A 14,026-nucleotide genomic window follows, 5' to 3' on the forward strand; every position below is an offset into this window, starting at 1 on the left:
GCTTCGCGCGCCCCCTCGAGGGGGCGGGCCCGACGGCCCGGCCAAGCCGGATCCGCGGGCCCCGCTCGGGAAAGCCGGGTGGAGCGGGCTACAGAAGGACAGCACATGCTGCAGCAGATCATCGATCGACGGCTTTCGGGCAAGAACAAGTCCATCGGCAATCGCGAGCGGTTTCTGCGTCGACACAAGGACCAGATCCGCGAGGCGGTACGGCGGGCGGTGGACGGGCGTGGCATCCGGGACATGGAGCGCGGCGAAGAGGTGCACATCCCCAAGAAGGACCTCAGCGAACCCGTCTTCGGCCATGGCGAGGGCGGTACCCGCGAGGTGGTGAGGCCGGGCAACCGGGACCACGTCAAGGGCGACCGCGTACCCAAGCCCCAGGGCGGCCAGGGCCAGGGCCAGGGCAGCCAGGCCAGCGACTCCGGCGAGGGCGAGGACGACTTCGTCTTCCACCTCAGCAAGGAAGAGTTCATGCAGGTCTTCTTCGACGACCTGGCCCTGCCCAATATGGCCCGCACCACCCTGGCCGAGACGCCGGAATGGAAGAGCCACCGCGCCGGCTTCACCAGCGACGGCACGCCCACCAACCTGCACGTGGTGCGCTCCATGCGGGGCGCCCTGGGCCGTCGCATCGCGCTGGGCATGGGCAAGCGGCGCGAGCTGCATGAGCTGGAGGAACGCCTGGCCCTGCTGCTGCGCGAGCTGCCCGAACATCCCGAGAACAAGCCGCTGATCGAGGACACCGAGGCCCGCATCGCCCATCTCAAGGGGCGCATCGAGGCCATCCCCTTCCTCGACCCCATCGACCTGCGCTTCCGCTCGCGGGTCAAGGTGCCGGTGCCCACCACGCGCGCCGTGATGTTCTGCCTGATGGACGTCTCCGGCTCCATGGACGAGGCCCGCAAGGACCTGGCCAAGCGCTTCTTCATCCTGCTCTACCTCTTCCTCACGCGGCACTACGAGAAGATCGAGGTGGTCTTCATCCGCCATCACACGCAGGCCCAGGAGGTGGATGAGCAGAACTTCTTCCACGCCACCGAGACCGGCGGCACCGTGGTGTCCTCGGCCCTGGTGCTGATGGAGCAGATCATCCGCGAGCGCTACTCGCCCTCGGAATGGAACATCTACGGCGCCCAGGCCAGCGATGGCGACAACTGGCACCACGACAGCGGCCGTTGCCGCGAACTGCTCACCGACAAGATCCTGCCCCTGTGCCGCTACTTCGCCTATGTGCAGGTGGCGGAGGCCGAACAGAACCTCTGGGAGGAATACGCCAAGCTGGCCGACGAGGTGCCGCAGTTCGCAATGCGCAAGGCCGTGGAGGTGAACCAGATCTACCCGGTCTTCCGCGACCTGTTCAAGAAGGAAGGAGCCTCCGCATGAACCGCTCTCCCGATCTTGAAAACCGCCGCAGCACCGGCCTGGCGGCCAACCGCCATGAATGGGGTGGCCGCCGCTCCCCGCCTCCCCTGCGTCAGATGAAACCCCTCGAGAAACGACCGGACCACCCCCTGCCCGCTCCCAGCGACTGGACCTTCGAGCTGATCCACGAGTACCACGAGGTGATCCGCCAGACCGCCGAGCGCTACGGCCTGGACACCTATGCCAACCAGCTGGAAATCATCACCGCCGAGCAGATGATGGACGCCTACGCCTCCGTGGGCATGCCGGTGAACTACCGGCACTGGAGCTACGGCAAGGAATTCATCGCCACCGAGCGCAACTACAAGCGCGGCCAGATGGGCCTGGCCTACGAGATCGTCATCAACTCCGACCCCTGCATCGCCTACCTGATGGAGGAGAACACCATGGCCATGCAGGCCCTGGTGATCGCCCATGCCTGCTATGGCCACAACAGCTTCTTCAAGGGCAACTACCTCTTCCGCATGTGGACGGACGCCTCGTCCATCATCGACTACCTCGTCTACGCCAAGAACTACGTGGCCGAATGCGAGGAGCGTCATGGTCTGGACGCGGTGGAGGCTGTGCTCGATTCCTGCCACGCCCTGATGAACCACGGCGTGGACCGCTACCGGCGGCCTGCCAAGCTCTCGCTGGCCGAGGAGCGCAACCGTCTCAAGGATCGCGAGTCCTACGCCCAGCAGCAGATCAACGACCTCTGGCGCACCCTGCCCCGCCGGGCCGACAAGGACGCCGAAGCCCAGGCTGCACGCCGCTTCCCCGAGGAGCCGCAGGAGAACCTGCTGTACTTCATCGAGAAGAACGCACCCCTGCTGGAGCCCTGGCAGCGCGAGATCGTGCGGATCGTGCGCAAGATCGCCCAGTACTTCTACCCGCAGCGCCAGACCCAGGTGATGAACGAGGGCTGGGCCACCTTCTGGCACCACCGCCTGCTCAATCAGATGTACGACGACGGCTACCTCACCGACGGCATGATGATCGAGTGGCTGAAGTCGCACACCAACGTCATCGCGCAGCAGCCCATGGCCAACCTGAATCCCTATGCCCTGGGCTTTGCCATGTACACCGACCTCAAGCGCATCTGCGAGGCCCCCACCGCCGAGGACCGCCAGTGGTTCCCCGACATCGCCGGCAGCGACTGGCTGCCCACGCTGCAGCACGCCATGCGCAACTTCAAGGACGAGAGCTTCATCGGCCAGTACCTGAGCCCCAAGCTCATGCGCGACTTCAAGCTCTTCGCCATCCTGGATGACGAGAAGGAGAAGGAGTACCTGATCTCCGCCATCCACGACGAGAGCGGCTACCAGCACGTGCGCGAGGCCCTCTCGCGCCAGTACGACCTCTCCACCCGCGAGCCCAACATCCAGGTCTGGAACGTCAACCTGCGCGGCGACCGCTCCCTGACCCTGCGCCACACCCAGCATCTGGACCGTCCCCTGCATGAGGGCGCCCAGGAAGTGCTCAAGCACGTGGCCCGGCTGTGGGGCTTTGGCGTGCAACTGGAGAGCGTCAACGGCAAGGGCGAGGTGAGCAAGCGCTGGACCGTGCCGGCGCCTGCACATTGAGCACGGCGCCTTCCCTCAGGAGGCCCTGAGCATGGGCGCCTGGGCCGCGCGGGCCTGCACGCTGGCCATCCTGGCCCTGAGCCTGGCTGCCGAGGCCGCCGCACCACCGCTGCGCCTGCTGGTGACCACGGGCGCCAGCCTCCCCTTCGCAGACATCAGCCAGGGCAGCGGCGAGGCCCGGCTGCAGGGCGGCATCGTCCATGACTGGGGCCTGGCCCTCGCGCAGCGCCTGGGGCGCGAGGCCCGCTTTCTCCTGATGCCCACGCGCCGTGTGGGTCAGCAGCTGCGCGAAGGCGGCTTCGATGTGCAGTGCTTCGAGAACCCCCAGTGGTACAGCGCGCAGGACGAGGCCTGGATCGAGTGGCTGCCGCGGCCGCTGATGGAGGTGGTCGAGGAGCTGGTGAGCCTGCCCGGCACGCCCCTGGTGCGGCATCTGGAGCAGCTGCAGGGCCGGACCGTGGGCGTGGTCAGCGGCTACCGCTATCCGCTGCTGGACCCGCTGTTCGAGGCCGGCCACCTGGAGCGCAGCCTGGCGCACAACGAAGGGCGCCTGCTGCTCATGCAAAGCCTGGGTCGTGCCGACTACAGCGTGATCAGCCATCTGCAGTTCGCCTATGCCCGGGCGCATGACCCCCGGCTGCGCATCCTGGTGACTTCGCCGCTGGAGGTCTCGCGCACGGCCCTGTACTGCCTGCGCCAGCGCAGCTCGCCCATTCCGCTGTCCGAGCTGGCCTCGGCCCAGCAGGCCCTGCTGAGCGAGGGCCGGCTGGAGGAGATCCTGCGCCGCTATCGCTAGCGGCCCTGCCCGCCGGGCCTAGGCGCCCGCCTGACCGGGAAAGATCTTGCCCGGATTCATGATGTCCAGCGGGTCCACCGCCCGCTTGAGCGTGCGCATGAGGTCCACGGCTTCCGCGCCGGCCTCGTCCAGCAGGAAGTCCTGCTTGTGCAGGCCGATGCCGTGTTCGCCCGTGCAGGTACCACCCAGGCGCAGGGCGCGTGCCACCATCTGTGCCGACAGGCGCTCGGCCGTCTCGCGCTCGGCCGGCAGGGCCGGGTCGATCAGGTAGCCCATGTGGAAATTGCCGTCCCCCACGTGCCCCACGATGAAATAGGGCAGCCCCGAGGCCTGCACCTCGGCCACCGACTCGTTGATGCTCTCGGCCAGGCGCGAGATGGGCACGCAGGTGTCCGTGGTGACGCAGCGGCAGCCGGGCTTCATCTGAAGGGCCGAGAGGTAGGCGTGGTGGCGGGCCGTCCACAGCCGGGTGCGCTCCTCGGGCGTGCTGGCCCACTCGAAGTCCTCGCCACCGCAGTCGCGGGCGATCTCCTGCACCGTGCCGGCCTGTTCGGCCACGCTGGCGGCCGAGCCGTGGAACTCCATCAGCAGCATGGCCGATTCCCGCAGGCCCAGGTGGTCATGCGCATTGACGGCCCGCACCGTGTGGGCATCCAGCAGCTCGCAGCGGGCGATGGGCACGCCCATCTGGATGATCTGCATGGTGGTCTGCACGGCCGCATCGATGCTGGGGAAGAAGCAGATCGCCGCGGACACCGCCTCCGGCAGCGGATACAGCCGCAGCGTCAGCTCGGTGATCACGCCCAGCGTGCCCTCGCTGCCCACGAAGAGCCGGGTGAGGTCATAGCCCGCGCTGCTCTTGCGCGCCCGAGAGCCCGTGCGCACGACGCCGCCACCCGGCGTGACCACGCGCAGGGCCAGCACGTTCTCGCGCAGCGTGCCGTAGCGCACGGCATTGGTGCCGCTGGCCCGCGTGGCCGCCATGCCGCCCAGCGAGGCATCGGCTCCCGGGTCGATGGGGAAGAACAGGCCCTGGTGGCGCAGCTCGTCATTGAGCCGGTGGCGCGTGACGCCGGGCTGCACCGTCACCGTCAGGTCCTCGGCCTGGATGGCCAGGATGCGGTTCATGCGCGAGAGGTCCAGGCTGATGCCGCCCTGCACCGCGAGCAGATGACCTTCCAGCGAGGTGCCCGCGCCATAGGGAATCACCGGCACCGCGTGCTGCTGGGCCTGGGCCAGCACGAAGGCGACCTCCTCCTCGCTCTCGACGAAGAGGACCAGGTCCGGCGGCTCCACGTCGAAGGGGCTCTCGTCCCGGCCATGCTGCTGGCGCACCGCCAGCGACTCGACGCAGCGCGCGCCGAAGCGTTCACGGCAGGCCTGCTTCAGCAGCTCGGGCACGGCGCGGCGCGGGCCGTTCAGGGCGGCAGGCAGGGAGGCATGGGTCATGGCGGAACTCCGGCATTGCTTCGATGGGCATTCTAGGAATCGGTGCTGAACCGCGCCTGAACGGGCCGGACCTGCGCTGGCGCAAGTGCGAAGGCTTGAAGCCCCGGCGCGCCCGTGCCACCATGGTCGCACGATCGCCGCACGAGGAGCTTTCATGACGACTTCGAGTTGGATCCTGCTGATCGCCGTCGTGGCCCTGGCCCTGCTGGGCCTGTGGCGGCGCGACATGCTGGCCCTGCTGGTCCAGAACATCATGAACGCCTTCCGTGCGCCCGCCACACCTGCGGCACCGCCGGGCCATGAGCCCAAGCCCCATGGCGAAGGCGCGCATGCGCACCCGGCCCGTCCCCAGCGGCCCGACTTTCACCGCAGCGGACGCAGGGGCTAATCCGGGCACCCGGTCGGACTGAGGCAAGATGCGGGCCTCATCAACAAGCCCGCTCCCTGTCATCATGGCCAACCGACTTTCCCAGATCGCCACCCGCACCGGAGATGACGGCACCACCGGCCTGGGTGACGGCACGCGCGTGCCCAAGGATCACCTGCGCGTCCAGGCCATGGGCGATGTGGACGAGCTCAACTCCACCCTCGGCGTGCTGCTGGCCGAGCTGCTGCCCGAGGACGTCCGCGAGCTGCTGATCACCATCCAGCACGAGCTCTTCAACCTGGGCGGCGAGCTGTGCATGCCCGGCTACAGCCTGCTCAAGGAAGACGCCGTGCTGCGCCTGGACGAGGCGCTGGCCCACTACAACGCCCATCTCCCCCGCCTCAAGGAATTCATCCTGCCCGCCGGCACCCGCAGCGCCGCCATCGCGCACGTGGCCCGCACCATCGCCCGCCGCGCCGAGCGGTCCGTGGTCCATGCCCTGCACCAGGGCGAGAAGATCGAGGCCGCACCCCGCCAGTACCTCAACCGCCTCTCCGACCTGCTCTTCGTGCTGGCCCGCGTGCTCAACCGCGCCAACCTCGATGGCAAGGGCGGGGACGACGTCTACTGGCACAGCGAACGCCTCCAGCGCCAGCAGGACGAGCCCGGGCAGGCCTGAGCACGGCCCTCAAGGTCCCGTGCTGCGCATCCTGCTCTTCGCCCTGGGCGGCACGGGCCTGCTGGCCCTGAACAGCCGCCTGGAACGCCTGCACCACCCGATGCCAGCCTGGCTGCTGCTGGGGCTGTTCCTGCTGCTGTGTGCTGCCACGGGCATGGGCCCCTTCGGCGAGGACGATGAAGCGGAGGCGTCCAGCCCGCTGGGCCATGCCCTGCGCCTGTTCTTCTTCGGCGGCGTGGGCCTGGGATCGCTGGTGCTAGGCGGCCTAGGCTGGCCGGAGCGGCACAGCGGCGGGTGGTCCACTCTGCTGGCCCTGCAGATCCCGGTGGGCCTGCTGAGCCTGGCCCTGTGCCTCTACTTCCTGCTGCGCGGCAGACGCTGAAGCGCCTGTCGCAGGCGTTCCTCGTAGGCCTCGGCCAGGGCGGCGGGCGCCAGGACCTCCACCTCGCCGGCATGGCGCAGCAGGTCCATCAGCAGCTCGGTGGCGTCCACATAGGGCACCTCCAGCTCCCAGCGGCCGTCCGCCAGCCAACGGCTCCGCTGAGCAGGATGCCATTCCTCGCGGGAGACCCACTGCGCCGCTTCGGCACTGAAGACCAGGCACGCCCGCTGCGGCCGCCCGCCCGCGAAGATGCCATAGCCCTGGTCCAGCTCAGACTCCAGCTGCTTCACCGCGACCGGGCGCGCCTTGTCCGGCGTGGCCTCGGCCGCCTCCACCGCATCCAGTGCAAAGCGCCGCAGGCCCTCGCTCTGGTGGCACCAGGCGTCCAGGTACCAGGTGTTGCGGTAGTGGACCAATCGCTGCGGTGACACCACCCGCTCGCCCAGCGAGCCCGCCTGCCCCCCGCGCCCCCTCTTGCGATAGGACAGGCGCAGGCGCTGGCGCTTCACCAGGGCGCTGCCGACGGTCTCGAAATGCTCGGAAGGCACCCGGCGCCGGGCGGTGGAGATGAGCTTGACCCGCCGCGTCAGCTCGCGGGACTCGGCCTCGTCGCTGCCCAGCATGCCGCTGAGCTTGTCCAGCATGGGCTGCAGGTGGCGGGTCAGCAGGCCGTTCTCGTCCAGGCTGGACAGCAGCTGGTTCATGGTCAGCAGGGCATGCAGCTCCTTCTCGCTGAACCACACGCCTGGCAGCTCGTGCTTCTGGCCGCGCCAGTCCTGGCTGAAGCGATAGCCGTTGTCCAGGGCGTCGTACTCGATGGGAGCGTCCATGCGCTCACGCAGGTACTGCAGGTCGCGCTTGAGCGTGGCCGGCGAGACCTCCAGCGCCTCCAGCAGCGTCGCGAAGCTGACGCACTCCTGGGCGCGGATCAGCATTTCGATCTTGTAGAAGCGCTCGGTTCGATCCATGGCCAGCGGCCCTCCCTGTCGTGGTTTTCCCCTGCTTTCGCACGAAGCGCAGGTAGCTCACGCCTTGAGCTACCTGCACCGCACACTGTGCCACAAGGTCGCTGACAGATTTGTGGCGGCCAGCACTCCCAACCTTTGCAGGAGATGACCATGGCCCAACTCAGCGCTTTGACCCTTCCCGCCGCCCCGGCCCAGCTTGACCTGGCCATGGACGAGGCGCCCGCCCTGCCCGCCGGCAAGCAGGTCGGCTTCGAGCTCGGCTGGGACCACGCCCGCCACGGCCTGACGCCGGCGGTGGAACACCTCTTCAGCGCCTCGCCCCTGCGCCAGGGCTGGCAGGCCGGCCACGCCACCTTCGGGCGCCGCACGCTGAAGGCCGGCGGCCACACCCAGCGCTGGCTGCAACTGCGCACCCATGCCTGGGCCCGCGGCCGCAGCTTCGAGACCACCCTGCTCACGCCCAACTACCTGCAGCAGCTGGACACCGGCCATTGCCCCATCAGCCGCCAGCCGCTCAACGACATCCCCGGCGACCCCTGCCAGCGCAGCCTGGACCGCGTGCGCGACGATGCGGGCTATGCCGCCGGCAACCTGGCCATGATGAGCCGCCAGGCCAACGCCGCCAAGGGTGACCGGGACTTCGCCGCACTGCAGGCCGCAGCCCGAAGCCTGCAGCAGGGCCCGATCCGCCAGATGGGCGGGCTGGATGCACAGGCCTGGCAACGCCTGGCCCTGCTGAGCAGCTTCGTGACGCCCCTGCCGCACGAGCAGGCCGCCGCCCTGCCCCTGCATGTGCTGCCGCCCAACCGACTGCGTCTCTTCAATCCCATCCAGGCTCTGCAGGCCCTGGTGACCCGCCAGTTCGCCACGCCCGGCTGGAGCCAGCGCCTCGCGCGCCTGGAGGCTCTGCTGCCGCAGCCGGACCTGCAGGCGGACTTCAACCGCTTCGTGCTGGCCTTCGTGCCGCGCGTTCTCCAGCAGCAGCAGCTGCAGGCGCCGCAGGACATCCGCCACGCCCTGGAGGACGCCTGGGGCCACGCGCTGGTGCAGCGCCGCTGGACCCGCTTCGCCCTGCGCCTCACGGCCGCACAGGCCGAGCAGCTGGTGCAACGTGCTGCCGCCAAGCGCCTGTGCCCGGTGCATGTGCAGCAGCACGAAGTGCCCGCGGCCACCGAGGGATGGGGGCTGGCCTGAGTCCGGAGAGCGTCTGCAGGAACGCCCTCCCCTCGCCGCTTCTTGCGCGGCGTCATTCCCATGTCATGCGAAGCTGGCACAGTGCCGGCCGTCGACTCACCGGCTCCGTGCCGGTGCCAGACGGAGCAATACTCTCGCTCTTGCCTTCTCGGCCCCGCCCGGCGCATGCCCGGCGGGGCTGTTTTTTATGCGCCGCCATCGCCCCTTCTGCCCTCATGCCGGGGGGCCGCAGCGGTTGACGCCCGAGGCCGTCCCGCGAATGATGCGGCGTTGGCGCGCACGCGCCATTTGCATCACACCAGGAGACATCAGACATGCAAAGAGTGGCCATCGTGACAGGCGGCACCCGCGGCATCGGCGCCGCCATCGCCCTGGGCCTGAAGGACCAGGGTTACCGCGTGGCCAGCGTCTATGCAGACAACGAAGCCGCCGCCGAGGCCTTCCATGCGCAGAGCGGCATCCCCGTCTTCCGCTGGGATGTCTCCGACTACGAAGCCTGCGAGCGCGGCGTGGCCCAGGTGGAGGCGCAGCTGGGGCCGGTGGACGTGCTGGTCAACAACGCCGGCATCACCCGCGACGGCATGCTGCACAAGATGACCCTGGCGCAGTGGCAGGCGGTGATCAACACCAACCTGAACTCGCTCTTCAACATGAGCCGCCAGGTGATCAACGGCATGCGGGAGCGCAGCTTCGGACGCATCGTCAACATCGCGTCCATCAACGCCCAGAAGGGCCAGCTGGGCCAGACCAACTACTCGGCCGCCAAGGCCGGCGAAATCGGCTTCAGCAAGGCCCTGGCCCTGGAGAACGCCAGCAAGGGCATCACGGTGAACGTGATCTGCCCCGGCTATATCGCCACGGACATGGTCAAGTCCATGAAGCCCGAGGTGGTGAGCAGCATGATCCTGCCGCAGATCCCGGTGGGCCGCCTGGGCACGCCGGAGGAGATCGCGCGCTGCGTGTGCTTCCTGGTGGCCGACGAAGCCAGCTTCATCACCGGCGCGACGCTCAGCGCCAATGGCGGCCAGTACATGACCTGAGCGAGCGCCTGGGCGTCGCGTGGCTGCGCCGGCAATCCAGGCAGCCAGCCAGGCATTCAGGCCGGCAATCCCTTGCTGAAGCGCTCCAGCGTGCCGGCGGAGTCCTGCAGGGCCACGTAATAGCCCCGCTCCTGGAACCACAGGGCCCAGTTCCGTGCGAGTTGCCGGTCTGGCAGCCAGGGCCCGGTGCGGTCCACATGGACGCGGTTTGCGCGGCGTTCATAGAACACCACGCGCCACATGCTTCCCGCGGATCCGAAGTTATAGCTGCTCATAAGCGGGCGTGAATCTATCAGATCGCCCCGGCCCGCACCGGCGCTCAGGTTCTCGATTCGTCAACCCATTCACGCAGGGTGCGCACACGCAGGCCCGGGTAGCGCGTGGCCTGCCGCGCGACATGGTTGCGCAGGGCCACCGACTCGCTCAGCAGCAGGCCGGCGCCCGCCTCCAGGGCCAGACTCAGGGCCAGCAGCGGCCCCTGTGGCAGGCGGGCGGCGGCGCGCCCTTGCAGGGGCTTGCAGACCTGTGCATAGGGCAGCACATCGGCCAGCAGCTCCTGTTGCTGCGCGGGCTTGAGCTTGAGCACCGGTGCGGCCAGGCTCAGCATCAGCAGCTGGGCCGTTTCCGCGCACACCAGCAGGGGCAGGCGCCCGTCCTGCCAGGCCTGGCGCAGCAGCGTGCCCTCGGCATCGTTGTGGAGCAGGACCTGCAGCAGCAGGGCGGTGTCCAGCACGACGCCCGAGGGTCGGGTCTTGCGTGACCGTGCCGCCGTGCGGCCCTTGCCTGCCGGTTCCTTGCCTGCTTTTGCCTGCACAGCCTTTGCGGTGCCCGCCTTCATGCGACGCGCCGTGCGCCTGCCGCGACGCGCTGGCTCCGGCTACGTGCACTGGCAGCCGCTGCAGGCTTGGCGGTCTTGCTCGATGGCTTTGCAGCCGTCTTGCGGACGGGTTTGGCCACCACCGCCGCCGCCGGACGGGCACTCGATGGTTTTGCACGCAGGCCCGCGGCCGGCTTCTTGTGGGTCTCGATGATTTTGGCGCCGGCCTTCTTGCCGGCTCTGGCGGCCGTGGTGGCCTGCGTTTTCCTGACCCCTGGTTTCTTGGCCACCGCTTTTTTCGGGGCGGGGGTACTCAATGGTTTTGCCGCCTTGGCGCCGGCTGCCTTTTTGGGGGTCTCAATGGTTTTGACAGCCCCCATCTGCGTTTCAGCCCAGCTCAGGGCGGCCTCCAGCGTTTTTGGCGAGAGGGCCAGTTCGGCCAGCTTGGCCCTCAGGGCATCACCTCGCTGGATTCGCACGGGGGTCAGCACGATTTGGCCGCCCCGGGTCTGCACGTCGAAGTACTGCACCGGCCCCAGGGGCTCGGTCACGCTCTTGGGCAAGGTCAGTTGATTCTTGGCGGTAATCTTCGCGAGCACTTTTTGGAAATTCGGAAAGTAAGGAACCCTTACTTTACCCTGGATCACGCACTGATCCAGCGAGGACCTCATTCGACCCATCAGGCCGACAGGGCCGATGAACACGGGGATCTCTCGAATCCGGATGATTGCCATGCAGCAGCTGGACGGGCGCGCGTAGGCAGACGTTGCCACCACGACGGACCATCGATGCGAGGAAGCAGCGCGCGAGGTGAAGCCGCGCAAGAGGAAGGGGGGCCGTCGACGCTGGCCCGAGCCAACGCCCTGAAGGCAGGCGGATGCAGGGACCGCCTGCGGCGGCGGAAAGGGCGGCGACCGAAGGCCTGGGCCCACAAGCCATCAAGCCATGCTGACGATGGCAACACGCCCTGCCACGAGGCAGGGCTCAGTCGAGGGACGAGGGCACGGAGAGGGGGCGCCAGCGCAGCATGCCGGCTTCAGGCTCGGCGGCACGGCAATCCGGCCGTGCAGGCAGCATGGCAGGCCGCTTGGCAGAGGGCCCATGCACAGGAGCCGCGGCGCTTGATGCGCCTGTCATCGCCACGAAGGGCGATTCAATGCAGCACCGGCTCTCACGAGCAGGCGCTGCGGAACAGTGTCTCAGACCAGGGAGCGATGCAGGCGCAGCTCTTCCAGGCGCACCGAGCCCACTTCGGTGGTCTTGGTGGTGTTGAGCTCGCGCTTGAAGCCGGCCAGCTCGAAGAAGCGCAGGGCGCGTTCATTGCGCAGATAGGTCCACAGCGTGACCTTGGTGCAGCCTTCTTCCTGCAGACCATCGCGGGCCGCGTCCCACAGGGCCAGGCCCACGCCCTTCTCCCAGTGCTTGGGCGCCACGTAGAGGGCCCAGATCTCGCCGGTGCTGGAGGGCGTGCCCTTGTCCCGCGAGCGGTCGAAGCCGACGAAGCCCATCATCTCGTTGTCGATGTGCGCGACCATCACCTGGGGCTCGCACAGGTCGATGGCTTCGCGCCAGAAGGCCTGGCGCTTCTGCACAGACCAGCTGTCCAGCACGGACACCGGCAGCAAATCCTTGTAGGCGTCCTGCGCAGCGGCGACGTGGATCTCAGCAATGGCCTTGGCGTCACGCAGCGTGGCCGGACGGACCTGAATACTCGACATACAAAGAAACCAGCGGCAAATGAAAGACGAAGGGCGGGATTGTGGCGGGCAAAACTCAAAATCGAGCCGCTTGACAAGGCGATATTTTCAGGCACGTTTTGGCGCAAAGGCCGCAGCCATGGGGCTTTGCAGCGAAGGCGGGGTCCTGGCGCCCGTCAAGCCTGCAGCGGCAGCACCTGCTGGGCACGCTTGCGCCAGACGTTTGCGTAGTCGCTCACGCAACGCTTCAGGGCCGTCTTGTTGGCCTTCTGCAGCCGCGCCAGCAGCTCGTGGCGCACAGGGGCCAGACCCAGTTCCAGCTCGAACTGCCGCTCGATGTCGCGCTCCATGCGGATCAGCAGATGGGCCGTGGTCTTGGCATCGGCCAGGGCCCGGTGGGCGCGACCCATGTCCGGCAGCTCGTGCCAGCGTGCGAGCTGCCCCAGCTTGCAGGACGGCGCCTCGGGGTACAGGCGCCGGGCCAGCAGCACGGTGCAGGCGAACTCGTGGGCGGGATCCGGATCGACCTCGGCCTTGCGCATCTCGAATTGCCAGAAGCCGCGGTCAAAGCCGGCGTTGTGCGCCACCATGGGGCAGCCGCGGGTGAACTCGGCCACCTCGCGCATCACCTGCTCGGCCGGCGGCGCGCCTTCCAGCATCTCGTTGCTGATGCCGGTCAGCTGCTCGATGAAGGGCGGCACGTGCACGCCGGTGTGCATGAGGCTCTGGTACTCGCCGACGATGCAGCCGCCCCGCACCAGCACGGCGGCGATCTCGGTGGCGCGACCGCCGTTGGCCGGGCCCAGGCCCGAAGTCTCGAAGTCGATGACGGCAACGGTCTCGCTCACGCCCAGGATTCCATTCACAAACAACGCTGCCTTCAATCGCCCGCGCCGGATGCCAGGGGCGGGTACTTCTTCGCATTGAGGGCCAGCTTGCGTTCCACCGCCGCGGCCATGTCGACCTGGCAATGGTCGGCGATCTGCAGCAGGTAGAGCATCACGTCGGCAATCTCCTCGCCCAGATGCACCCGCGTGACTTCGTCCAGGGCCTGGGACTCCTCGGCCGTCTTCCACTGGAAGATCTCCACCAGCTCGGCCGCCTCCACCACCATGGCCATGGCCAGGTTCTTGGGCGTCTGGTAGGGCTCCCAGCGGCGCTCGGCGGCAAAGGTGCGCAGGCGGGCCTGGAGGTCGGCAATGTTCATCATGGGCCGCGAGTGTGCACGCAGGCCCGACCCACGCCAAGTCCGGCGAGGCTGTTCAGGGAACGCCGTGCAACAGCAGGAGATTTTTTGCCGGGCTGATATCAACAAGACAAGATAGAAATCTTTACTTGGTAGTCTTAGTAGAGGGCGCCACTTCCTGTGGACAAGTCAATTTGTCCTTTGCAAATCAACAACTTGTTATCTAAACAAGTGTGTGGTTGAAGCCCCGGTTTTCGGGCGGACGGTTTGACAACAAGTCGAGCGACTCCACCCTGCCCTGTGCACAAGCACCGCCTTGCTCAAAACTTGTCCACAGCCTTGTGCCTTTACAGCGGCCGGCTGGCTGCGCTAGGGCCCCTCAAATCTGCAATTCCACGTACAGATTTGTGCGAATTCCGGGCGCACCATGAGCGCATCAACCCGATTCACGAGGTGCTGCC

General features: G+C 67.8%; 16 protein-coding genes. 8 read left to right on the plus strand and 8 right to left on the minus strand.

Annotated elements, in window-relative coordinates; all coding sequences use genetic code 11:
• The first annotated feature begins 105 nt into the window (after positions 1–105).
• The 3 genes from O9Y01_RS06220 to O9Y01_RS06230 all read left to right on the plus strand — a co-directional run bounded on the left by O9Y01_RS06220 (position 106) and on the right by O9Y01_RS06230 (position 3,786).
• On the plus strand, positions 106–1,386 hold the full coding sequence (locus tag O9Y01_RS06220) for a YeaH/YhbH family protein (protein ID WP_269630670.1): 1,281 nt from the start codon (positions 106–108) through the stop codon (positions 1,384–1,386).
• A 95-nt stretch (positions 1,387–1,481) separates the two neighbouring features.
• Positions 1,482–2,990, plus strand: a complete 1,509-nt coding sequence (locus tag O9Y01_RS06225; protein ID WP_269631375.1) for a SpoVR family protein — start codon at positions 1,482–1,484, stop codon at positions 2,988–2,990.
• Between the two features lie 31 nt (positions 2,991–3,021).
• Entirely contained in the window at positions 3,022–3,786 is a 765-nt protein-coding gene (locus tag O9Y01_RS06230) for a substrate-binding periplasmic protein (protein WP_269630671.1), read from the plus strand.
• Between the two features lie 18 nt (positions 3,787–3,804).
• Here O9Y01_RS06230 and O9Y01_RS06235 read toward each other — a convergent pair whose 3' ends face one another.
• Complete coding sequence (locus O9Y01_RS06235) at positions 3,805–5,235, minus strand: FAD-binding oxidoreductase (protein WP_269630672.1); 1,431 nt, start codon at positions 5,233–5,235, stop codon at positions 3,805–3,807.
• Positions 5,236–5,389: 154 nt separating this feature from the next.
• Between O9Y01_RS06235 and O9Y01_RS06240 the strand changes: the two genes are divergently transcribed.
• From O9Y01_RS06240 to O9Y01_RS06250, 3 genes are all read left to right on the plus strand, one after another.
• A complete protein-coding gene (locus O9Y01_RS06240) occupies positions 5,390–5,623 on the plus strand; it encodes a hypothetical protein (protein ID WP_269630673.1) in 234 nt (77 codons plus the stop codon).
• Positions 5,624–5,687: 64 nt separating this feature from the next.
• Positions 5,688–6,281: a cob(I)yrinic acid a,c-diamide adenosyltransferase gene (locus O9Y01_RS06245; protein ID WP_269630674.1), complete on the plus strand. Its 594-nt coding sequence runs from the start codon at positions 5,688–5,690 to the stop codon at positions 6,279–6,281.
• Between the two features lie 19 nt (positions 6,282–6,300).
• On the plus strand, positions 6,301–6,663 hold the full coding sequence (locus O9Y01_RS06250; protein WP_269630675.1) for a hypothetical protein: 363 nt from the start codon (positions 6,301–6,303) through the stop codon (positions 6,661–6,663).
• On the opposite strand, the gene O9Y01_RS06255 is transcribed toward O9Y01_RS06250, so the two are convergent.
• Complete coding sequence (locus O9Y01_RS06255; protein WP_269630676.1) at positions 6,636–7,631, minus strand: helix-turn-helix transcriptional regulator; 996 nt, start codon at positions 7,629–7,631, stop codon at positions 6,636–6,638. The genes O9Y01_RS06250 and O9Y01_RS06255 overlap by 28 nt on opposite strands.
• 150 nt (positions 7,632–7,781) lie before the next feature.
• Here O9Y01_RS06255 and O9Y01_RS06260 point away from each other — a divergent pair, with 150 nt between their 5' ends.
• Positions 7,782–8,825 (plus strand): hypothetical protein, encoded by a 1,044-nt coding sequence (locus O9Y01_RS06260; protein ID WP_269630677.1) that lies wholly within the window; start codon positions 7,782–7,784, stop codon positions 8,823–8,825.
• Positions 8,826–9,139: 314 nt separating this feature from the next.
• A complete protein-coding gene (phbB, locus tag O9Y01_RS06265; RefSeq protein WP_269630678.1) occupies positions 9,140–9,865 on the plus strand; it encodes an acetoacetyl-CoA reductase in 726 nt (241 codons plus the stop codon).
• A 56-nt stretch (positions 9,866–9,921) separates the two neighbouring features.
• Here the strand turns inward: phbB and O9Y01_RS06270 are convergent, their stop codons facing one another.
• The 6 genes from O9Y01_RS06270 to O9Y01_RS06295 form a co-directional block, all read right to left on the minus strand.
• Complete coding sequence (locus tag O9Y01_RS06270) at positions 9,922–10,140, minus strand: hypothetical protein (protein ID WP_269630679.1); 219 nt, start codon at positions 10,138–10,140, stop codon at positions 9,922–9,924.
• A gap of 44 nt (positions 10,141–10,184) precedes the next feature.
• On the minus strand, positions 10,185–10,703 hold the full coding sequence (locus tag O9Y01_RS06275; protein ID WP_269630680.1) for a hypothetical protein: 519 nt from the start codon (positions 10,701–10,703) through the stop codon (positions 10,185–10,187).
• Positions 10,700–11,416 (minus strand): AbrB/MazE/SpoVT family DNA-binding domain-containing protein, encoded by a 717-nt coding sequence (locus O9Y01_RS06280; protein WP_269630681.1) that lies wholly within the window; start codon positions 11,414–11,416, stop codon positions 10,700–10,702. Before O9Y01_RS06280 ends, O9Y01_RS06275 begins: the two co-directional genes overlap by 4 nt.
• Before the next feature lie 465 nt (positions 11,417–11,881).
• A complete protein-coding gene (locus O9Y01_RS06285) occupies positions 11,882–12,400 on the minus strand; it encodes a GNAT family N-acetyltransferase (RefSeq protein ID WP_183102481.1) in 519 nt (172 codons plus the stop codon).
• Positions 12,401–12,555: 155 nt separating this feature from the next.
• Positions 12,556–13,227: a 3'-5' exonuclease gene (locus O9Y01_RS06290; RefSeq protein ID WP_269630682.1), complete on the minus strand. Its 672-nt coding sequence runs from the start codon at positions 13,225–13,227 to the stop codon at positions 12,556–12,558.
• 32 nt (positions 13,228–13,259) lie between these two features.
• A complete protein-coding gene (locus O9Y01_RS06295) occupies positions 13,260–13,589 on the minus strand; it encodes a nucleotide pyrophosphohydrolase (protein ID WP_442952718.1) in 330 nt (109 codons plus the stop codon).
• Between the last annotated feature and the right edge of the window lie 437 nt (positions 13,590–14,026).

The organism is Pelomonas sp. BJYL3, from assembly GCF_027257975.1.
Lineage (GTDB): Bacteria > Pseudomonadota > Gammaproteobacteria > Burkholderiales > Burkholderiaceae_C > Roseateles_B > Roseateles_B flavus.